Source organism: Lactonifactor sp. BIOML-A5 (assembly GCF_009677585.1).
In the GTDB taxonomy this organism is placed as follows: domain Bacteria; phylum Bacillota; class Clostridia; order Lachnospirales; family Lachnospiraceae; genus Lactonifactor.
Window position 1 is genome coordinate 149,576 of the sequence record NZ_WKYV01000008.1, and the last position, 22,655, is coordinate 172,230.

Annotated in this window: 17 protein-coding genes and 1 tRNA gene; 2 read left to right on the top strand and 16 right to left on the bottom strand. The window is 47.3% G+C overall.

The features are described from left to right. Positions 1-93 precede the first annotated feature (93 nt). The 6 genes from GKG41_RS09065 to GKG41_RS09090 all read right to left on the bottom strand — a co-directional run bounded on the left by GKG41_RS09065 (position 94) and on the right by GKG41_RS09090 (position 6,797). Entirely contained in the window at positions 94-309 is a 216-nt protein-coding gene (locus tag GKG41_RS09065) for a 4Fe-4S binding protein (RefSeq protein ID WP_154258194.1), read from the bottom strand. 23 nt (positions 310-332) lie between these two features. Next, entirely contained in the window at positions 333-1,643 is a 1,311-nt protein-coding gene (locus GKG41_RS09070) for an acetyl-CoA hydrolase/transferase C-terminal domain-containing protein (RefSeq protein ID WP_173015570.1), read from the bottom strand. Positions 1,644-1,762: 119 nt separating this feature from the next. Continuing rightward, positions 1,763-3,742, bottom strand: coding sequence for a TRAP transporter fused permease subunit (locus GKG41_RS09075; RefSeq protein ID WP_154258196.1), 1,980 nt, complete (start codon positions 3,740-3,742; stop codon positions 1,763-1,765). A gap of 257 nt (positions 3,743-3,999) precedes the next feature. After that, positions 4,000-5,166: a TAXI family TRAP transporter solute-binding subunit gene (locus GKG41_RS09080; RefSeq protein WP_173015569.1), complete on the bottom strand. Its 1,167-nt coding sequence runs from the start codon at positions 5,164-5,166 to the stop codon at positions 4,000-4,002. A gap of 323 nt (positions 5,167-5,489) precedes the next feature. Then, positions 5,490-6,008: a cob(I)yrinic acid a,c-diamide adenosyltransferase gene (locus GKG41_RS09085; RefSeq protein WP_154258198.1), complete on the bottom strand. Its 519-nt coding sequence runs from the start codon at positions 6,006-6,008 to the stop codon at positions 5,490-5,492. Positions 6,009-6,170: 162 nt separating this feature from the next. After that, positions 6,171-6,797, bottom strand: coding sequence for a single-stranded DNA-binding protein (locus GKG41_RS09090; RefSeq protein WP_072853466.1), 627 nt, complete (start codon positions 6,795-6,797; stop codon positions 6,171-6,173). A gap of 189 nt (positions 6,798-6,986) precedes the next feature. On the opposite strand from GKG41_RS09090, the gene typA reads away from it, so the two are divergent. Then, positions 6,987-8,810 (top strand): translational GTPase TypA, encoded by a 1,824-nt coding sequence (gene typA, locus GKG41_RS09095; RefSeq protein ID WP_154258199.1) that lies wholly within the window; start codon positions 6,987-6,989, stop codon positions 8,808-8,810. 454 nt (positions 8,811-9,264) lie between these two features. Further along, positions 9,265-11,880, top strand: a complete 2,616-nt coding sequence (gene adhE, locus GKG41_RS09100) for a bifunctional acetaldehyde-CoA/alcohol dehydrogenase (protein ID WP_154258200.1) — start codon at positions 9,265-9,267, stop codon at positions 11,878-11,880. A gap of 68 nt (positions 11,881-11,948) precedes the next feature. Here the strand turns inward: adhE and GKG41_RS09105 are convergent, their stop codons facing one another. The 10 genes from GKG41_RS09105 to GKG41_RS09150 form a co-directional block, all read right to left on the bottom strand. Then, on the bottom strand, positions 11,949-13,085 hold the full coding sequence (locus GKG41_RS09105) for a polysaccharide deacetylase family protein (RefSeq protein ID WP_154258201.1): 1,137 nt from the start codon (positions 13,083-13,085) through the stop codon (positions 11,949-11,951). Positions 13,086-13,278: 193 nt separating this feature from the next. Continuing rightward, positions 13,279-13,818 carry a prolyl-tRNA synthetase associated domain-containing protein gene (locus GKG41_RS09110; RefSeq protein WP_154258202.1) on the bottom strand — a complete coding sequence of 180 codons (540 nt, stop codon included), beginning with the start codon at positions 13,816-13,818 and terminating at the stop codon, positions 13,279-13,281. Next, a complete protein-coding gene (locus GKG41_RS09115) occupies positions 13,815-14,759 on the bottom strand; it encodes a ketopantoate reductase family protein (protein ID WP_154258203.1) in 945 nt (314 codons plus the stop codon). Before GKG41_RS09115 ends, GKG41_RS09110 begins: the two co-directional genes overlap by 4 nt. Positions 14,760-14,823: 64 nt before the next feature. Then, positions 14,824-16,215 (bottom strand): glutamate synthase-related protein, encoded by a 1,392-nt coding sequence (locus GKG41_RS09120; protein WP_154258204.1) that lies wholly within the window; start codon positions 16,213-16,215, stop codon positions 14,824-14,826. Between the two features lie 192 nt (positions 16,216-16,407). Then, positions 16,408-16,481, bottom strand: a tRNA-Met gene (locus GKG41_RS09125). 190 nt (positions 16,482-16,671) lie between these two features. Continuing rightward, positions 16,672-19,071 (bottom strand): cation-translocating P-type ATPase, encoded by a 2,400-nt coding sequence (locus GKG41_RS09130; RefSeq protein WP_173015568.1) that lies wholly within the window; start codon positions 19,069-19,071, stop codon positions 16,672-16,674. 94 nt (positions 19,072-19,165) lie between these two features. After that, positions 19,166-19,492, bottom strand: a complete 327-nt coding sequence (locus GKG41_RS09135; RefSeq protein WP_154258206.1) for a branched-chain amino acid transporter permease — start codon at positions 19,490-19,492, stop codon at positions 19,166-19,168. Further along, the gene (locus GKG41_RS09140) at positions 19,483-20,184 is read right to left on the bottom strand and encodes an AzlC family ABC transporter permease (RefSeq protein WP_154258207.1); all 702 of its coding nucleotides are present in this window, start codon (positions 20,182-20,184) and stop codon (positions 19,483-19,485) included. The genes GKG41_RS09135 and GKG41_RS09140 overlap by 10 nt, the downstream gene beginning before the upstream one ends. Before the next feature lie 20 nt (positions 20,185-20,204). Next, positions 20,205-21,896 (bottom strand): N-acetylmuramoyl-L-alanine amidase, encoded by a 1,692-nt coding sequence (locus GKG41_RS23740; protein WP_154258208.1) that lies wholly within the window; start codon positions 21,894-21,896, stop codon positions 20,205-20,207. Between the two features lie 117 nt (positions 21,897-22,013). Then, a complete protein-coding gene (locus GKG41_RS09150) occupies positions 22,014-22,646 on the bottom strand; it encodes a cytidylate kinase-like family protein (RefSeq protein ID WP_154258209.1) in 633 nt (210 codons plus the stop codon). Between the last annotated feature and the right edge of the window lie 9 nt (positions 22,647-22,655).

A 22,655-nucleotide genomic window follows, 5' to 3' on the forward strand; every position in this document is an offset into this window, starting at 1 on the left:
AATTTCCCTCCTATTCCATCTCATAGTTCCTGATACTCTGACGCTCCGGAAGGGAGCACATTTGTCTTTTCGGCCCAGCCGGAGGCCTGCGTCTTATCTGCTTTCGCGAAAAACAGTAATTGCCGCATCAGGACACATTAAGGCACATACTTTGCATGCCGTACAGGCTCCTTCCCCCGCTTCTGTCTCAGCATATTTAAACCCCAGGGAATTACATTTACTGCCCAGATGAATTATCTCCTTGGGGCAGTAAGCAATACAGAAACCGCATCCCTTGCACAGCTCCTGATCAATTACAATTCGGTTCATAGTTCTACCTCCGCAGTACTTAGCTAAATTATCAGCTGCTGTTTCGCCTGATACATAAGTTCCTCACGAAACTTCGGATGTGCGATGCCGATAAGCGCTTTTGCCTTTTCACTCAGTGTACGGTTTCTCATCTCCGCCACACCATACTCGGTTACAATAAAATGCGTGTCATTGCGGGGGGTGGTAACCGCAGAGCCTGGAGGCAGCGTCAGCGTAATTTTTGATATACTGGTGCCGTCCGCCTTTTCCAGACTGGATCTCATGGCAATAAAGGATTTTCCGCCCTTGGAACCCCGCACCCCTCTGACAAAGTCAAGCTGGCCGCCGCTCCCCGCATAAGTATCAAGCCCAATGCACTCAGAGCATACCTGGCCTCGAAGGTCTACCGCCATACAGGAATTAATGGATATCATATTATCATTCCGGGCAATGGTTTCCGGGTGATTCACCCAGGACAGACGATCAAAATAGAGTTCCTTATTCTCATGGACAAATTTATAGGTGTCTCTGGTTCCCTGGAGAAATCCTGCCACTGACTGGCCGGGACGGACTTGTTTTCGGCTGTTATCCACCACCCCTTTTTCCATCAGTACTCTCATAACGTCGGTAAAGACCTCCGTGTGAATTCCCAGATGTCTGTGATGTCCCAGAAAATTTCCAACAGCGCTGGGCACGCCTCCAACCCCCAGCTGAATCACAGAGCCATCGTCTATCCGCTCCACAATATGCTGAGCCATTTTCTTTTCTAATTCCGTGGGAACCATATCCGGTATCTCCGCCAGCACGGTATCCATTTCACACAGTGCCTCGGCCTCGCTGATATGTATTCTGTTAAAGTCTGTGTTAATCATAGGCAGATTCCGGTTCACCTGCAGAATTACCTTTGCCCCGCTGTCGATGGAGACTCTCCCCGGTCCGGGACAGATTCCCATATAGAGATACCCTTCTGAGTCCATAGGGGATACGTGACAGAGGACATAATCCGGCCGTATTCTCTCCCGGAACATCTCCTCGATATTGCTGAAATGGGTGAGAAGGTGATCTATTTTTATCCCTCTTCTGATTGCCTGGGCCTCGGGTTTTGTCATATAGCTAATCCCCACAGAAAAGTTTTCTTTGGCCCCTTCGCTGTATAACCGCTGGTAGATCTCAGGGTTTGCAAATCCCATCATAGAATAAAGATACAAGGGATGAAATCTCTCCCTCTGTTTATAAAGCGCCTCCGCCAGGGCAGCCGGTTCGCTGCACAGAAGAACGCGGCTCAGGGAGGGGATTCTGCCCACCGCCTCGTCGGGAGAACAGCTCTTTTTTGTATATTCCTTAAAAAAATCCATAGTTCTGTCACCTCTTTTCATTAGGAACGCAGCACAGAAACCTAATAATCCTGAATTACTCTTGCAGCATTGACATACAAATTAACATGAATAATCCAGGATTATATAGTCTCCATTGCTCAGACAGCAGCAGATGAAACTAATTTCTTTTTATTCTTTTTCCATTTTGCTACGTGAGACACCGTGGCAGCTGCAAAGAGCGCCAGGCCAATGATGCACAATATATTCATGCTCATAAAGATATAGAGAATCAATGTCAGGAAGCTGAGGAAAAACATCGCCCGCTCCAGCAGTGTAAGGTCCGTACAGAAATAATTTACCCAGCAGAACTGCGCCGCGACGGTAAGTACAATGACCGCCAGGAGCTGGATATAGGAGGTAGGATCCGTCAGGCTTCCCTCCAGCAGCAGAACCGGTGCATATACAAATAAAAATGGAGCCAGGAAGGAAACGCCGCAGATCTTACAGCACTCTATAGCAGTCTTGCCATAAGGTGTCCCGGATATCTGTGTGCCCACCAGAGTGGTCAGGGCTACCGGCGGTGTAATCGTTGAGTAGGAAGCCGGATAGACACAGAAGAAGTGAGCGGTGGCATAGGCAATCCCCAGCTTCTGCAGGGCGGGAACCGCAAATGCTGCCGCGGTAAAGTACGCTGCCACAGACACCCCTGCCATACCGGCTATAATACTGGCAATATAGAGAATCAAAAGGGCCAGGAATAAAGACCCGTGGCTCCAGCTCTCAATACCAGAGGTAAGTTTTACGCCCATTCCGCTGGTGGTGAAGGTACACACAAGCATACCGATGACAGCACAGCAGGCTCCCATCTGGGCCCCCTGCTTTGCCCCTTCCACAAATCCGCCTATCAGCTCACGAAACTTTGGTCTGTGTCTCTTTGGCGCCAGATAGCTCATAACAATAACAGAGATAATAGCCCAAAAGCCGCACACCATAACGGATTTCCCCTGGATCAGCAGGGTTATAATAATGATAAAAGGTACCACAAATGCGGGGCCTTTCCACTTCATTACGTCCCAGTCCACCACAGGCTTTTCCACAATCCGTGTTCTGAGCTCCGGGGTCTTCAGGGCGTGAAGATGGGCATACAGAGACAGGGAGAGGTAATAAAGAATGGCAGAAATAATAGCCATTTTACAGATGGTCCAATAGGGGATTCCGGCATATCCAGCCATAGAAAAAGCTACAATTCCCATAACCGGCGGAAGGATCTGTCCTCCGTTAGACCCCACACAGGAAATGGCAGTAGCAGTCGTAGGATTATAGCCGTTCTTTTTCATGTTATCGATACAATAAGGTCCGGTCATGGTTACATTTGCAATGGCATTTCCGCATACCATGCCAACCATTGCCGTATTCACCACGCTAATCTGAGCACTCCCGGACCGGAAACGTCCCACAGTCCATTTTCCAAATTCGCCGAAAAATTTCTGCACTCCTGTGGCTGACATAACACCGCCGAAGACACAGAATAAAAAGGTATAATTCGCCGATATGGTCAGCGTACTGTCGTACAGCCCGGTAGTCAGCCCTATGGAAAGGTTGGAGATTGTCCTGCTGAAGGGAAGGGCACTCGTGTGAAACGGTCCGGGCATCATCTTTCCGAAAAACGGATAGATGCAGACAATGATTACAAGTATGGGGATAAATTTTCCAAACCCCAGCCAGCATGCATACAGCGCCAGGACGATCATGGTACATCCCACGACAATATCCAGATTTGTGCTGACCCACTGACGGACTCTCAGAGCCTCCAGATTACAGCACACATAGATGGTAAACGCAAATGTCAGCGCCACTGACAAAAATAAAAACGCATTATGTATTTTACTTTCGCTCTTTTTCGCTGTTGACAAAAATAAAATTATAAACGAAAAAAACATATGCATGGTCAGATATACTTCCTGCTGCAGAAACGATTTCTTAGCACATATCATATGCATCATGCACATAGCCAGACAGAACACAACCAGCAGATAATCATAGACTTTTTCCGGCAGGACACCCCCGTAAGCTTTGACTTCCACCGCCTGCTCTATGGCCTGTTCTTCTTTATCTTTCTTTTTCTTGCCAAATCCCATCTGTACACCTCCTTTGAGTACTTATGGCTGTTTCATTTATTCTTATAAATATGGTATTATTTTCACTTTTACTATCTTTCTTTCAGGGGCGCTGCGGATGTCGCTCTCTGCCGGGACAGGATACAAAAAGATACATCCGCCGCACTCTTCCAATATACATAACAACCGTTTAAAATAGTTCAATACAAAATGAGTATACCGTGTTCAGATAATCAGTACTTTCGCATCATCTGCTTTGCTTCAGCCTCGCCTATTATCTATTTCGGAACATAGGTCTCATAAGGAGTTTCTCTGTAATTTACTTCAATGCCCTTCTCTTCATAGAATTTCTTTGCCACATCGGAGATCAGCTCTGGGGTATCAATCTTGCCCATATTATCTTTTGTACAGTATCTGCCTTCATCCTTATATTCCGCAAATTCATCGCAGTGTTCATAGTAGATATTCAAAAGCTCTTCCTGAACATCCTCCGGGAAATCTTTGTGTACATACCAGCACAGGTAATCCGCCATAATGGTAACCTCATCATTAAATTTGGAGTCATACTGCCCGGGCTCCAGAGTCATAACGCCCGGGAGGAGGGAATGGTTCAGAGCGTCCTTTGCTTCAAACAGCGCCTTTTCGTCCAGGGATACATAATAAACATCATTGCGGGCATATACCTCTGCCAAGGCTGCCATCTGCGTCCACTCTGTTGCCTCCGCATTGAGTGCCATACCGCCGGATAAGATGGCGTCTACTTTCCCGTCAGCCAGCGCAGTGGCAGAATCCGCAAAGGAAAGATATTCATATTTGGGCTCAATCCCCAGAACTTCAAACATTTTTGTGGGGATATCAACGGCCGGAACATTGGGTTTGGTTCTTAGAGCAACTGTCTTGCCGTCTAAATCCTGGAGTGTCTTTATATTCTCATCCAGTGTAAGGAAAACATTGGATACCAGTCCATAGCCGATCAGACAGCGAAGGTCATAATTAGGCTCAGTAAAAGGATCTTCTCCCAGGATTGCATCCACGCCAATCATATACCCCATCACGTGTTCTTTATAGTTATCATCCGCTAAAACCATAGAAGCTGTCTGGTCTGGTCCCGGAGACTCCATAGCTGTGGCCTTCAGCCAGGAGCTGTATTTGTTAATTAAATCTGCAAAGGCAACACCAAGAACATAGGTTGCTCCGCCCTGAGCGTTTGTATAGATCTCAATCTCATACGGCTCATGGTCTGGATCTGATTTCCAGCCGCTTCCCGAATCAGCACTTTCCTCACCGGCATCGTCTTTTGCCTCTTCTTTGTCGGGTTCCGCATCTCCGGTCTCCGCAGCATTGGAAGCGTCTTCGCTCTTTCCGTCATCCGCTCCGCATCCTCCAAGCATGGAAACAGCCATAGCGGCTGCCATTAAGAGTGCTACCAGTTTTTTTCTTTTCATAAGTACTTCTCCTTTCTTCGATGAAATTTCATCATTTTTTCGTGGTCCCGCACATAGTAGTACTGATTTTTTCATCGTAATGCACAATTTTCTCTCTTCATTTTGTATTTTCTTGTATTTTATAGTCAAATACTAACAAACGTTCTGAAAATTAACAATTCCAATTTTGGTATCTATTTATTCGTTTTAAGAATACTTCCTACTTTCATATATCCATTCAATTCTGTATATTCTCTCTGGAATATTCTTCCAATTTTCCCCAAAACGGGAAATGGACCCCAGCACCTTTCGGTGCTGAGGTCCATAAAGTCCGGCTTTCATCTCTATTTATTATCGTCTTCCTGCTTTTTTTTCTCATTTTCCATGCTTTCAAATATCGTTATTGTATCCACACAATCCCTGATTTCTTCACACATATGATAACCGGTAAGAATCAAACCTGTGTGTTTGTCCTTGCATTCTATAAGAGTCTTCAATTCCTCTCCCGTTATGATGCCATGTTCCACTACTCCCAGAATCTCATCCAGAATTAATAAGTCACATTCCTCGGTTCCCAGAACCTTCCGTGCAAAATTCAGACCATTCTTAATATTCCAGTCCTCTTCCTGCTTTTCTTCCTCGGTCAGTTCCTGATAATACTTCTCATTCTTCTCAAAACGGAATACTTTTATCTCTGGCTCAAGGCGTTCCATAAAATTCAGTTCATCCATTGCTCTTCCCTTAAGAAATTGTATGAGAATCACTGATTTGCCCTGACCTACAGCTCTGATAGCCTGGCCAATCGCAACCGGCGTCTTGCCCATGCCCAGCCCACAGTATACCTCGACTAAACCTTTTTCCATATTTTTACCTCTTCCAGACCTGTCCCTACACGTCTGTTTGAAATCCCGCAGCCGGCCAAAGAGTCTCTTCTATTGATAATATCTGCCGACTTTCATCAGATAACGTGTATATATTACTACACCTGGTAGAAGATTGCAAGATTTGCTAAAAATAAAACGGTTTTATTCCATATATTCCAGCTTGCTTACGGATACTTCGTAGGCTATTCTCTTTTCTGTCTCACTCTCTCCAATCTTTTTGATATACTCTCTGCTTTGAATGCGGCCCCATACAAGCACATGACCGCCTACTGTAAATGCCGAAGCATACCTGGCATTTCTTCCCCAGCAGATACAGGGTATGTAATCTGATTTGCCATACGGCCGGTTTACTGCCAAAAGCAGGTCGGCAATCTCCCGCCCCAGCGGAGTCTTGCGGTATACCGGCGGCTTACAGATGTAGCCATCCAGAAAAATCTGGTTGGTCTTAATGGAGTCGTCTTCCTCCTCCACAAAACTTAATTCCCGTACAAATACGGACAGCACAAGGCGGTTCTTTTTCTCCTCGTGACGGTTGTAAGAGCGGAATTGTCCGTGAACCTGGATGTATTCCCCCTCATAGTCCTGTGTCACATCAATGAGACGCTCCGATATCATCAGCGGAATGCGGTCTTCTGAATCACTTAGTCTTTTCACCATAAGGTCAAGCGTGTAAAAGCCTTCTCCGAATACCTGATGACTAAATGTGAATCCTGATGCGATTCTCCCCATAATGGATACCTGGTTGTTTTCAATAATCTTATCTGCCATGAATGATAGTTCCCCTTCCTCTTTGTGGTATTTTGTCTATATCATATTTATTCTCCGGCAGAACATTTTAGAACTAAAAAAATGAAAAATTTTTGACCTCTTGAATGTGACAGGGTTGTATGCTAAAATTTATAAGTTAAGAATTTATTAGTTGGCTATACTTCTTACTATAGAAGAGAGGATGTAACAATGAAAATAAAAAGAGAAGATGTTAGGAACGTGGCTATTATTGCACACGTAGATCACGGTAAAACCACTCTGGTTGATGAGCTGCTGAAGCAAAGCGGTGTTTTTCGTGAGAATCAGGAAGTACAGGAACGGGTCATGGACTCCAATGATATAGAAAGAGAACGTGGAATCACCATTCTGTCCAAAAATACTGCTGTTTATTATAAGGACACTAAAATTAATATTATAGATACCCCCGGGCACGCAGATTTCGGCGGTGAGGTTGAGCGTGTGCTGAAAATGGTTAACGGCGTAATTCTGGTGGTTGATGCTTTTGAAGGCGCCATGCCACAGACCAAATTTGTTCTGAAAAAAGCTCTGGAGCTGGATCTCCATGTAATTGTATGCATAAATAAAATCGATCGTCCGGAAGCACGTCCTGACGAAGTGATCGATGAAGTGCTTGAACTCCTTATGGACCTAGATGCCTCGGATGAGCAGCTGGATTGTCCCTTTCTGTATGCTTCAGCTAAAAGAGGCCATGCAGTCCTGGATCTCAATGACGCGCCCCACAATATGGAGCCGCTGTTTGAGACTATCCTGAAATATATTCCCGCTCCTGAGGGAGACCCGGATGCAGGAACACAGGTATTGATCAGCACCATCGACTACAATGAATACGTTGGCCGTATCGGCGTGGGAAAGGTAGACAACGGAACCATTTCTGTGAATCAGGAAGTTGTCATTGTGAACCACCACGACCCGGACAAAAAGAAAAAGGTCAAGATCAGCAAGCTGTACGAGTTCGACGGGTTAAGCAAAACAGAGGTTTCTTCTGCCTCTGTGGGTTCTATCGTAGCAATCTCCGGAATCTCTGATATTCATATCGGGGATACCCTCTGCTCTCCCGACAATCCTGATCCCATTCCCTTCCAGAAGATTTCCGAGCCTACCATTGCCATGCATTTTATGGTAAATGACAGCCCCCTGGCCGGCCAGGAAGGTAAGTATGTAACCTCCCGGCATCTGAGGGAGCGGCTCTTTAGGGAGTTGAATACCGACGTAAGCCTTCGGGTGGAAGACACAGACACTACCGAATGTTTTAAAGTGTCCGGAAGGGGAGAACTGCATCTTTCCGTTCTGATCGAAAATATGCGCCGGGAAGGATATGAGTTTGCAGTGAGCAAGGCAGAGGTCCTTTACCATACGGACGAGAGGGGCAAGCTTCAGGAACCCATGGAAATCGCTTATATTGACGTGCCCGAAGAGTTTTCCGGAACGGTAATCCAAAAACTCAGTGAACGCAAGGGAGAACTGCAGGGTATGAGTCTTGCCAGCGATGGTTCCACCCGTCTGGAATTTCACATTCCTTCTAGAGGTCTGATTGGATTCCGGGGTGAGTTTATGACTGCCACAAAAGGGAATGGAATCATCAATACTGCGTTTGACGGATACGGTCCTTATAAGGGTGATATCCAGTACAGAAAGCAGGGTTCTCTCATTGCCTTTGAATCAGGGGATGCTGTAACCTACGGCCTCTTTTCCGCTCAGGACAGGGGAACCTTGTTCATTGGACCAGGCGAGAAAGTATATGCCGGCATGGTCATCGGCCAGAACGGCAAGGCAGAGGATATTGAACTGAACGTATGTAAGACAAAGCACCTCACCAATACCCGCTCCTCTTCCGCCGACGAGGCTTTAAAGCTGACGCCCCCGAGGATCCTTAGCCTGGAACAGGCCCTGGAATTTATAGACAGTGATGAGCTTCTGGAGATTACCCCCAACAGTCTCCGGATTCGGAAAAAAATACTGGATTCCCGCATGAGGAAGAGAGAAAATCGTTAATTTTTTGTTTATATTTTGTAGAATTTTCCAGCACGTACAATTTTCAGATTAAAGACAAACGTTCTGTCACAGAACGGAAAGGCATCGAATATTTTTTGATTATAAGCGCTGTTATGGCAATTCATTTGCCTGTACAGTGCTTATTTTGCGTTAATTTTTCATAAAGATTTCTCAATTTTTTATTATCACACTGTTTTTTCCTGTAATTGTATTCCTTTTTCTTGTTTATTATTTAACTTTTCTTCCTTTCGGGTCAATTCTGTGTTATACTCAACCTATGAAAATTCAATTCAACAAAAGTTCAAAAAAGCCTGTTTCTGAAGAATTTTTTCCCAAAAAATGTATTGACTATATTTTAACAATGAGGTATAATCCCTTTAACATTTGTTAAAATATTATCAATCACAAGAAGCTTTTTTACCATTTTTCTATTCAATTTAAGGAGGATTAACTTATGGCAAAAAAAGAAACAAAAGTTCCAACTATCGTGGACAGCCCGGAGACACTGGCAGCTAAATTAGCCGCAATGAAAGAGGCTCAGAAGGTTTTCGCGACTTTTACTCAGGAACAGGTAGACAATATTTTCCTGGCCGCCTCTATAGCAGCCAATCAGCAGCGTATTCCATTAGCCAAAATGGCTGTGGAGGAGACAGGTATGGGTGTGGTCGAGGACAAAGTAATCAAAAACCATTATGCTGCAGAGTATATGTACAATGCCTATAAAAACACAAAGACCTGCGGTGTTATCGATGAAGATCCGGCATACGGAATCAAAAAGATCGCAGAACCACTGGGACTGGTCGCTGCGGTTATCCCAACCACCAACCCTACTTCTACTGCCATTTTTAAGACCCTTATTTGTCTGAAAACAAGAAATGCCATTATTATCAGTCCTCATCCCCGCGCCAAGGCTTGTACCATTGAGGCTGCCAGGGTTGTGCTGGAAGCAGCTGTAAAGGCAGGGGCACCGGAAGGAATTATCGGCTGGATCGACGTACCTTCTCTGGAGCTTACTAACCAGGTAATGCAGGAAGCTGACTGTATCCTGGCTACCGGCGGCCCCGGTATGGTCAAATCCGCATATTCCTCTGGCAAACCTGCTATCGGTGTTGGCCCTGGAAATACCCCGGTCATTATTGACGACAGTGCGGATATAAAGATGGCTGTATATTCTGTCATCCACTCAAAGACCTTTGACAACGGAATGATCTGTGCTTCGGAACAGTCTGTCACTGTTCTGGCCGGCATCTATGAGGAAGTGAAAAAGGAGTTCGCCTACAGAGGCTGCTATTTCCTGAAAAAGGATGAGCTGGACAAAGTCCGCAGTATTATCCTGGCTCCGTCCGGTACAGTCAATGCTAAGATTGTTGGCCAAAAAGCCGCAACTATCGCTGAGATGGCCGGAGTAAAGGTTCCCCCTGAGACTAAGATATTAATCGGTGAGGTTGATTCTGTAGATATCTCCGAGCCATTTGCCCATGAAAAATTATCACCGGTACTTGCTATGTACAAAGCCAAAACCTTTGACGAGGCCCTTGACAAGGCGGCAAAATTAGTTGCGGACGGAGGTTACGGCCATACATCCTCCCTGTATGTAAACCCGGCGGAGACCGAAAAGATGGCAAAACATGCGGCTGCCATGAAAACCTGCCGTATCCTGGTTAATACCCCTTCCTCCCACGGCGGAATCGGTGATCTTTATAACTTTAAACTGGAGCCATCTCTCACACTGGGCTGCGGTTCCTGGGGCGGAAACTCTGTTTCTGAAAACGTCGGAGTGAAGCACCTGATTAACATCAAGACCGTTGCAGAGAGGAGAGAAAATATGCTTTGGTTCAGAACGCCTGATAAGGTTTACTTTAAGAAAGGATGTATGCCAGTGGCTCTGGATGAGCTGAGAGCAGTGTACGGCAAAAAGAAATGCTTCATTGTAACCGACACCTTCCTCTATAAAAACGGATATACCAAACCTATCGAAGATAAATTAGATCAGATGGGAATTCAGCATACCTGTTTCTATGAAGTTGCCCCGGATCCTACGCTTGGCTGCGCTACTAAGGGCGCTGAGGCTATGAGACAGTTTGAGCCGGACTGCATTATTGCCCTGGGCGGCGGTTCCGCCATGGACGCCGGCAAGATTATGTGGGTGATGTATGAGCATCCGGACGCAGACTTTATGAAGATGGCAATGGACTTCATGGATATCCGCAAGAGAGTTTATACTTTCCCGAAGATGGGTGAGAAAGCGTTCTTTATCGCCATCCCTACTTCCTCCGGAACAGGCTCAGAGGTTACTCCTTTTGCTATTATCACCGATGAAAAGACAGGAACCAAATATCCCCTTGCAGACTACGAATTAATGCCTAATATGGCGATCATCGATGCGGATAATATGATGAATCAGCCGAAAGGCCTGACCGCCGCATCCGGTATTGATGTTATGACACACGCACTTGAGGCCTATGTTTCCATTATGGCTACCGACTACACAGACGGTCTTGCCCTGAAGGCTATCAAAAATGTATTTACATATCTGCCAAGAGCCTTTGAATACGGAGCTGCAGATGTGGAAGCCAGAGTTAAGATGGCAGATGCGGCGTGTCTGGCCGGTATGGCTTTTGCCAATGCCTTCCTTGGGATCAACCACTCCCTGGCACATAAATTAGGTGCCTTCCATCACCTGCCTCACGGTGTGGCAAACGCTATTATCCTGACAGAGGTTATGAAATTCAATGCGGCCGCCGCTCCTACAAAGATGGGTACCTTCTCTCAGTATCAGTATCCACACGCACTGGAGCGCTATGCGGAAGCCGCCCGTTTTGCAGGAATTGTGGGCAAGGACGATTCGGATACCTTTGACAAATTAATTGCGGCTCTGGAAGAGCTGAAAGAAAAGATAGGCATTAAGAAAACCATCAAGGATTACGGAGTTGACGAGAAATACTTCCTGGATACTCTTGACAGAATGGTGGAACAGGCTTTTGATGATCAGTGTACCGGAGCGAATCCGAGATACCCGCTGATGTCCGAGATTAAGGAGATTTATCTGAAAGCATACTACGGAAAATAAGACTTAACCAAAAAACCGCCCGGCAGCAGTAACTGTCGGGCGGTTCCTTTGCTATGTAATTATTTCTATTATTCTACCGTCTGCTCTCCTTCTCCGAAGTAGGAGTAAGACTTGCCGTTTTCCAGGGTAATTCCCTTCGCTTTTGCCAGCTCACTGACGGTAACCAGCTTATATCCTTTTTCTACCAATGCAGGTATAATCTGCTCCGCTGCCTCTACCGTAAACTCATGGATATCATGCATCAGCACAACAGAACCATCCTGCACATTATTCAGCGTAACATCTATGGTATTCTGTACATCCTTCGTCTTCCAGTCTTTTGTATCAATACTCCACAGGACAACCGGCATCCCAATCTGGGCCAAAACGTCAGCGTTCTGGGCTCCTCCAGGCGTACGCATTACAGTTGCCGGTTCCCCGATAATATTCTTGATCGCTTCATTTGTCTGTGATACTTCAGTGCTTACATTCCCGATATCTATCTTTGTCAGTATCTGGTGGTCGTAAGTATGGTTGCCGATCTCCATCCCAAGGTCCTTTTCCCGCTTTACCTGTTCCGGAAACTTCTCTGCATTCTGTCCCAGGAGGAAAAAAGTAGCCTTCGCGTTGTTAGCCTCCAGCACATCCAGGAGCCGGTCCGTATATTTGCCCGGTCCGTCATCAAAGGTAAGAGCTACCATAGGCTTTTTAACAGTTGCGTCGTACTGGCCGTCTGCATTGAAATAAAAATCTTCCCCGTCCTTTTCCAGCCAGTCATCCTTGATTATGTATCCGCTGTCATCAAAATAATATTGGTTGCCGTCTATCTCCTTCCATCCGCTGACATAGAAAGAGCCGTCCGCATTCTGATACCAGGTTCCCTTGTCATCGGTCTGCCATCCGGTGGACGCTGATGCCAGCTTTTCCATATTATCGGCATCCCTGATGGGCTGACGGGCCGCCTCACTGGGATCGTCCGGGGTCTTGGCCTGTACATCTACAACCCCGGCATTCCCCGACTGGGTCTTGCCGCCGATGAAACTTACAAGCTTATAACCTCCCACCCCTGCGATCAATACAAGAAGAAAGGCTATCACCCCCAGGCGGATACACTTTCTGATAAACAGCTGCCGCCTCAGGGCTTCTCTCCGTTTTCTCATTCTCTCTGCCCGTCTTCGCTGATATTCTATTTCTTCCGAATCCAAGTTTCTCTCATCTATGTTCATTGTTACCTCTTCCCTTTTCTTCAGTCCCTTATTTACTCTCTTATGATACAAGGTTTTAGGAAAAGATTCAATTACAAATCTATTAAGTTTCTACAAAATATGACATTTCTACTATTTTTGTCAAGTTTTACCAGTGATACCCACTTTTTCTTGTCTATTATTTTGCAGGTTTTCAAGTTCCCGCCTGCCCCCACTATAATTCCAAAAATACAGGCGTATGATGCACTGCCGGAAGGAACTTCTCCAGGAGATCCGCTGTAGACATCCGTATACTTGAGGTATTAATACAGGGATGGCAGGCAAAGGATGGCTGTTCCTTAACCTCCCGGTCTATCACCAGTTGTACCCGGCACCCGGTATCGTTCATAAGCCCCATAACACTCACAGAGCCGGGGGTGAGATCCAGATACTCAGCCATCTGCGCTTCCCCGGCAAAGGATAGCCTTGTAGTGCCAAGCTTCCCTGATACTTCTTTTGTTATAAATTTCTTTCTTCCCGGGAGCAGTAAAAGATAATATTCTGTCCCTCTGGAATTGCACAGGAACAGATTTTTACATATCTCTGTTCCGAGAACCCGGTCTACTTCCCCGCAGGCATCTATGGTGTACATAGGCTCATGATCGATCCTCTGAAAAGGAATCTGAAGCTTTTCCAGGAGCTCATACGTCCGTATCTCTTTTTGGGGACGCCCCTGTATATAAAGGGGACGTCCTTCTTCCAGTGTCAGCCTCATAGTGTTTCGTCCCCTCCGCCCAGCGTTCTGTCATGTTCTATTTCCTGTATTTTTTCATACAGCCAGTTATTGACCGGTGTGGGTATCTGATGCTTTTTTCCCAGCTTTCTTAGGGTCCCCGAAAACAGCTCCACCTCTGTTTTGCGCTTAGCCTTGGTATCCTGCCGCATGGACGGCATTCCTTCCGGATTCAGCCTCCCAAGGATCTGCATCCACTCTGAAAATTCTCTGTCTGTAATCACCGTTCCCTCCGCTTCTGCAATACATCTTGCCTCTTCCATAGCAGACAGAGCGGTGTCACGGATCTGCCCCTCCTCCTGCATCTGGCGGTAATTACAGGCATATACTGCAGCGGTCTGATTGACTCCTGTATTAAACATTAGCTTACTCCACAGGCAATGCATTATGTCCTCCGGAATCAGATACGGAATACCGGCTTTCCTGAGAATATTCTCCACAGCTGAAAGCCTTTCATCTCTTTTATTATCCCGGTTCCCGATTACTAATGTGCCCATATTGGTATGGCTGAACTGGTTTCCCTCTTTCAGGGCATCCATCTCCTGGGCCACGCAGTACAGCATCTTATCCTCCCCGTATCTGGCTCCAATCCGCTCCTCACTTGCGATACCGTTGAGCAGAGATAACAGAATAGTGGAACCCCCTACAAAGTTTGCCGTATCGTCAAGAGCTTCCTCAATGGCCGTATATTTTACGGCGAATATAAGCAGATCAGCCTGTACTCCCTTTGTATCCGGCGTCAGATATTGAAACTCTGTCTTCTCTCCGTTGCAGTAAATCCCCTCCCTCTGATACTTTTCAATTCTCCGGGAATCCGCAATGAAAAACACGCGCTCACTTCCCAAGTGCCTGGTGAGCTGCCAGCCATACATGACCCCCAAAGCCCCCTGCCCGATAATTCCTATCTTTCTAATCTCTGCCATACGTTTAACTCCTCACTCACTGACGGGGCGGCCGAGTATCTGCCGCCCCTGAATTTTTTATCACTTATGCATGTCTGATATTGGTATACTCTGAGATTTCTCTGCTGATGGTACACAAGTCCTCTGTATCCAGTTCATGAATGTCCTCATGTCCCGTGATCCTGGCAAATGTCTTCAATTCCTCACGGGTACAGTTCAGGAAATTGGCCACCCGAACCGCCGCCGCGTCTTCCTGAAATCTGGCCCTCAGTGCAGGATCCTGGGTTGCCACTCCAACCGGGCATTTCCCTGTGCCGCAGATGCGGTACTGCTGACAGGCCGCGGCAATTAACCCCGCAGAGGCCACTGCCACCGCGTCCGCTCCCATGGCTATGGCCTTCGCAAAGTCGGACGATACCCTTAGCCCTCCGGTAATAACCAGATCAATGTCGGCTCCTGCTTCCCGCAGATACTTTTTGGCCCTGTACAGAGCATAAATCGTGGGAACACTGGCAGAATCCCGAACCAATTTTGGACTGGCGCCTGTAGCCCCTCCTCTTCCGTCAATGGTTATAAAGTCAGGTCCGGCATAGACGCAGAATTCCAGATCCCTCTCAATCCGTCCCGCAGCGATCTTAATTCCCACAGGCCTCCCGTCAGAAGCCATCCGAAGCTGATCTACCAGATCCTTTAAATCTTCCCTGGACTGTACCATAGAGAATCTGGAGGGGCTTATCACATCTTTTCCCAGAGGCTTATTTCGGATCCTGGCAATCTCGGGCGTTACCTTATCCCCCGGGAGATGCCCTCCCATTCCGGGCTTGGTACCCTGCCCGATTTTAATTTCTATTGCATCGGCATTTCTTAGGTTTTCAGGATTTACACTGTAGAGATTTGGAACATATTCAAATATATATTTGTAGGCTGCCGCCATTTCTTCCGGAAGTATTCCGCCCTCTCCGCTGCACATAGCAGTTTGTGCCATGGCGCTGCCCCTGGCCAGGGCCACCTTTGTCTCTTTGGAAAGGGCGCCGAAGGACATATGGGATATGTATACCGGATTTTCTATGACCATAGGCTTTTTTGCATGCTTTCCGATCACGGTGGTGGTGTTTACCTCTGCATGCTCATCCAGCGGCATTGGGTTAAGCTGAGCCCCCAGAATCAGGATATCATCCCATCCTGGCATTGCCATTCTGGTTCCCATAGCCTCAATGATTGGCCTGCCCGTCACCGCCATCTCATGGATCTCCTTCATATAGCGGCAGGACTCATCAACCCTTGCATATTCCGCCGGATAATCCAGATCCCGTCTCTGCTCTCCCGGCTTAGGAGCAGCCTGTACCGCCTCCCCAAGCTTCTCAAAGATACCTGCCGGCCGGCTGCATATGGGACATGCCTCCAGCTCCCCAATTGGTTTCCCCTGCTCCTCTTCATCATAAATATAACCACACTGTCTGCACTTGTACTTTGCCATCTCTTTTCCTCCCAATACTTCCTATGTCAGGCATAGGAGCAACTGTCCGCATATACCTGTTTATATTTAAGTATAGTATAAGCTACAATTTATTATTTGTACACCAGGTTTTATAGAGTCAGTTACCGGCAGGGCTTCTAAAGATATCCATAAAAAAAGCCAAGACAACAATGTCCTGACTTTTCTTTGTAGTAGCGGGGACAGGATTTGAACCTGTGACCTTCGGGTTATGAGCCCGACGAGCTTCCAGACTGCTCCACCCCGCGTTAATTTCTTATCACTCCCCTATTATAGTCCTATCTATATTCTTTGTCAAGCATAGGGAGGAATTCTGCTGTATCTGTTTCTATTATATGAATAAATTTGTAAATTATACCTATTTATTCATTTTCTATCCTGGCCTTCGGCTGTGGGAGCCCTATTTAGGACTCCCACGGAATGAAGAACCGGCCGGCTTTAACTGTCCGGCTTCCAGTGTTCTCTTTCCTTCCATTTTAATCTCATCTTCCTCCACCAGGATTTGACCCACTCCATGGCGCCATATATGCCGTCTATCAGGTAAGGAGTAAAAATGAGGAGAAGAAGCAAAACTATCATTTCCCGGAACGGTATGTCCTCTACACTAAACAGTGGCGGAAGCACAAACAGGCAGCAGAAGAACAAGCCAAACATGGCATAATAAACAGCCTTTCTAAGCTTCGACTGCAAAGGATACACCTTCCGGATCATATACAGGCTGACCACACCTGTGGCCAGCACACACATGGTAGAGCGCACAGCCGCACCTGACTTCAGGTATCCGCAGAGGATTGTGATAAGAATCACCTCCGCCACAATGGTGAGCGCTCCCGTGAGAGCATTCTGCAGCACGTTTCTCAGGAAGTCTCCCCTCACCCGGTTAAAGTTGGGCTCCAGAGCCAGAATAAAGGTAGGAATTCCCACACCGCACATACTGATGACAGAAAGCTGGATGGGAATAAAGGGATACTGCCAGGTAAACATCAAGGTGAAAATAGACAGTACCAGGGAAAAGATTGTCTTTACCAGGAACAGGGAGGCTGCACTCTGAATATTATTGATCACTCTGCGCCCCTCTTTTACAATGTAAGGCATAGAACTGAAATTAGAATCCAACAGTACCAGATTGGAGCAGTTCTTGGCGGCATCGCTTCCTGCTGCCATGGCAATGCTGCAGTCTGCCTCTTTTAACGCCAGAACGTCATTTACCCCGTCACCGGTCATTGCCACAATGTGTTTCTGTTTTTTCAGGGCCAGCACAATCTTCTTCTTCTGTTCGGGTGTCACACGCCCGAATATATGATACTTCTCAACCGCAGCCTCCAGAGCCGAATCAGAATCCAAAGTGGTTGCATCCACATAAGAATCTGCATCTGCAAGTCCTGCCTTCTTCGCAATATTGGAGACCGTGGCGGGATTGTCCCCGGATATCACCATAAGCCGCACATCCCTGTCCGCAAAGTACTTCAAGGTTTCTCTGGCGTCCTCCCGGATAATATCACTTAAAAGTATAATGGCGCAGGGAATCATATCCTCCGGCAGCTCGTTTTCCTCGGCAATTTCCTCGCTGTGGGCCAGAACCAGCACCCGGATGCCCTTCCTGGTATGCTGATCAATCTGATATTTGAGAGAATCTTCTTCCTTCTCCTGAGGGAACATGAATTCATATGCCCCTATCAGAAAGGTACCCTTCCCCTGGAAGGATGCACCGCTGTATTTCCTGGCAGAAGAAAATGGTATAGTATGCACGGCAGTATAATCCGCACGATCCGGAAAATATTCCTTCATTGCCATAAAGGTGGCATTGTTATCCTTCAGGCAGTGAAGCATATTTCCCACAATCTCATCCACCGGGACTTCTTCCAGGGGGATCACATCCTCCACCTTCATCCGCCCTTCCGTGAGAGTTCCCGTCTTATCCAGGCAGAGCACATCCACCCTTGCCAGGGTTTCTATACAGAAGAGTTCGTGTACCAGGGTATTATGTTTCCCCAGATGAATAACGCCTACGGCCAGGGCGATGCTGGTCAGCAGTACCAGCCCCTCCGGGATCATACCCAAAACTGCGGCAACCATGTTCACCACAGCATCCCCAAAGGAGGCGTGGGCCACCGCATACTGGCTGTAGAACATCCCTACCCCCAGAGGGATAATCAGAATGCCAATAATCTTCAAAATCACATCTATAGACTTCTGAAGCTCTGATTTATGCTTTTTATATGCTCTGGCCTCTGACATGATCTTATAGGAAAAATTCTCTGTTCCCACATGGATTACCTGGACCATCGCCTGCCCGGACACCACAAAGCTTCCGGAAAACAGCTGGTCCCCCTGCCGCTTTACAATGATATCCGACTCCCCGCTGATAAGGGATTCATTGACCTCCAGCATGCCCTCTCTCACCGTGGCATCCGCACAGATTTGATTTCCCGCCCCCAGAAGCATAATGTCGTCCAGCACGACCTCCTCCACAGGGATTTCTTTCAGCGTTCCCTCTCTTACTACCTTGACTTTAGTGGCAGTAATCAGGGACAGCTTGTCCAGTGTCTTCTTGGCCCGTATTTCCTGAAAGATTCCAATGCCGGTGTTGCAGATCACAATCCCCATAAAAAGCAGATTCTTAAAAGAACCCACGAAGATTACAAGTCCGGCCAGAATAATATTTATCAAGTTAAAAAACGTCATGAGATTGTCTCTGACGATCTGTTTTATGCTTTTACTGTTCTTATCCTCCTGCTCATTTAGCAGGCCGTCTTTTTTTCTCTGCCTCACCTGTTCCGATGTAAGTCCCCGTCTCAGGTCGGGCTGTAACAAGGTACTGTCTTTTGTCTCTTCCATAGTACTCATCTGCCTTTTCTGAAGATTTGTCCGCACTGTTTTCCTGCATTTTCTTCATTATACAACCCTTTTTGGCATCCAACAAGGCTCTGGATCAGAAAACTGCCTGCACCAGGATCATATACAGTACCGTGCCTGTGGCAATAGACAGCAGCATATTCTTCTTCCAACGGTGGACGCAGACTACCCCTGCAATTGAAATGATCTCCGGAAGGCCGTAGGACGGGGAAGTCCAGGATACCCCTTTGAGGCAGTACACAATCAAAAGCCCTATCACACTGTAGGGCAGTACCTTGCCCAGATACTGAATATATTTGGGTATCGGCTTATTATCCGGAAAAATCATAAAAGGCAGAAAGCGGGTAAGCATAGTTCCCAGTACTACCATTCCTATGGTTATCATCTGCTGTGTTATGGACATACGTCACCTTCTTTCTTCTCCAGCCTCCCCCTCAGGATAGTCAGTATGGCCAGCATAGTTGCCATGGACGGCAGGATAAAATTGTCAGGTCCGAACAGAAACAGACAGACTGCGGTGGCCACCACTCCGATAACCGCAGGGAAGTGATCTCTGGATGCGAACCATTGATCCAGGAAAATCACAACAAACAGAGCAGTCATCACAAAGTCCAGACCCTTTGTATCAAAGTGGAGGAAGCCCCCCAGCACTGCCCCCGCAGTTGCACCTGCAAACCAGTAACATTGATTCAGGAGAGTTACAAAAAACATAAACCACCCCCGATCAATGCCTGCCGGGGGATCTGTGGTGCAATTAATAGAAAAGGACTCGTCACACATGCCAAAGATTAAATACCACTTTTTTCTGCCAGTTCCCCTGTATTTTTCCAGCATGGATATGCCGTAAAACAGATGCCGGGCATTCACCATCAGCGCCAGAAGCAAAGCATAAAATGGCTGAAAGGGTGAAAGCAGCAGACTGACTGCCACAAACTCCATAGACCCCGCAAAGATAGTGGCGCTCATCAGCATGGGATACCAGAAGGCAAACCCCTTGCTCCGCATAAAGATTCCGTATGCGATCCCAAGAAACATAAAGCCTGCACAGATTGGTATAGTATACGGAAATGCCGCTCTAAATGCCTTTTTCTTCATACTCTCATTGTTCTCCTCCCCTAGTTAAAATAGTTATCTATCCCGTCGGCAATTCCCTTTGCCATCTTTTTCTGGTAACCTGCATCCGCCATCCTGCGGTCTTCGGAAGCATTGCTCATGAATCCCATCTCAACAATGGTAACAGGCACTGTACTCCAATTGATACCGCTCATCTCGTCAGAGGTAAGAATCCCTCTGTTCTTGGCACCTGTTGCTGCGCAGAAGCTGTCCAGGATATTCTGGGAAAGACGGCGGGAATCGTTTACAAGTCCCCTGATATACGGATTGTTTTTAGACGGTGCGATCGTCAGGGCGCCGGTCGCTGAGCTGCTGGAGTCGCTGTTTGCGTGAATCCGCACCAAGATATCCGCACCGGCGCGGGCTGCCATCTTAGCCCTTTCCGCGTTGCTGATATTTACATTGTTCGTCTCACGTATCATATAAACTTCATATCCTCTGGCTTTAAGTTCATCTCTTAATTTCAATGATACCTGCAGGTTTAATTCATACTCGTACAGTCCCGTGGCGGTTCCCTTCGCCCCTCCGGTAACCTTCGCTTTTGTTGCCGACGCTCCCGGTCCTATGGGTTCCTTTTCACTGTTTCCTTTTAACTGATGTCCGGCATCTATGGCGATAAGTTTCCCTCTCGCCTTGTCCGGGATCCAGGCGCCGCTCTTATCCACAAAATAGTTTCCTATCCACTCGTCAGCTGCCATTTTCCCGCTGCTTTTCAGATAATACCAGGTATTCCCCAGCTGGATCCAACCCGTGGCCATGGCCCCGTTGTCCTTCAGATAGTACCAGGTGCTCCCAATCAACTGCCAGCCGACGGCCATAGCCCCGTTTCCTTTCAGATAATACCAGGTATTCCCCATCAGCTGCCAGCCCGTGGCCATGGCTCCGCTTCCTTTCAGATAATACCAGGTGCTTCCGTCCAGCTGCCAGCCCGTGGCCATAGCTCCGCTGTCTTTCAGGTAATACCAGGTACTTCCCTTCTGCAGCCAGCCCGTGGCCATGGCTCCGTTTCCTTTCAGGTAATACCAGGTATTTCTCTCCTGCAGCCAGCCCGTGGCCATGGCCCCGTTTCCTTTCAGATAATACCAGGTATTCCCAATCAGCTGCCAGCCCGTGGCCATAGCTCCGCTGTCTTTCAGATAGTACCAGGTGCTCCCCTCCTTCAGCCAGTCTGTGGCCATACTTCCGTTCCCTCTAAGATAATACCAGGAACGGCCGATCCATTGCCAGCCCGTGGCCATGGCCCCGTTTCCGCTCAGGTAATACCAGGTACTTCCCTCCTGCAGCCAGCCGGTCGCCATGGCCCCATTCTCCCTCAGGTAATACCACTGGCCTCCATTCAGCAGCCAGCCCGTAGCCATACCACCGTCCTGATTCAGGTAATACCATCTGCTTCCCTCCTGAAACCAGCCGGTCCTTGCCCAGCCGTCTTCGTCAAACGCATACCATACATTGTCAATAAACCTCCAGCAGGAAGCCAGCCTTGTACCGTCCGGCATCTCGTACCAGCGTCCTTTCTCCTCCTGGTGCCACAGACCGGTCTGAGGGATCTGTTCCTCTTTCCCTTCTGTCTCTGTATCCTGTCTGTCCGGTGCTGTCTGATTTGCCCCCCAGACGCAGAACACCGCCATGCTTTGAAGAATAATTGCTGCTGCCAAGGCCGCAAAATATCGTCTGCCTGTTCGTCTTTTCTTCATATGTATTCTCCTCACCCCAGGGTATATATCTCCCTGTAATTGCTGAAAAGACCCAAAAGCAGAGTCCGGCGGTTTCCCACCTGCTCTCCGCTCCCGGGTCTTATATCACCTGCGTACTCAGAGTTCTTCTCTGAACCGGATTTTTGTGTAGGCTTTGATCTCCTCCACGCACTCATCCCAGCTCATCTTGCTGCTGTCGAGGCACAAATCATAATTCCTCGCATCGTTCCAGTAGTTCCCTGTATAGTAGTAATAATAATCTCCAAAATACTTATTCACCTTTTCGATATACTTTTCTGCTTCCCGCTCATCAATATCATTTTTCTCCATACAGCGGGCCACACAGTAATCCCATGGCGCATGGATAAACACCCGCACCACATTGGGATACTCTTTCAGTACGAAGTCGGCACAGTGTCCTACCATAACGCAAGACTGTGACTGGGCCAGATCCTTCATCACCTTAGCCTGATAATAAAACAGGTTGTCATTGGATACAAAATCGTCACTTCCGGGTGGAATCAACTCTCCTTTGTATACATTAGTCCCTCTTCTTTTAAAGATGGGATTACTTCTCAGCTTCTCATCCGCCTCATTAAAGAGTCTCTCATTTATCCCGCTGTCATCGGAGGCCAGACGGAGAATCTCCCTTTCGTAGCAGGGAATCCCCAGGTTTTGGGCCAGCATGTGGCCGATGGTATTCCCTCCGCTTCCATAGTGCCGGGCAATAGTAAAAACCAGATGTTCCATAAGTCCCCT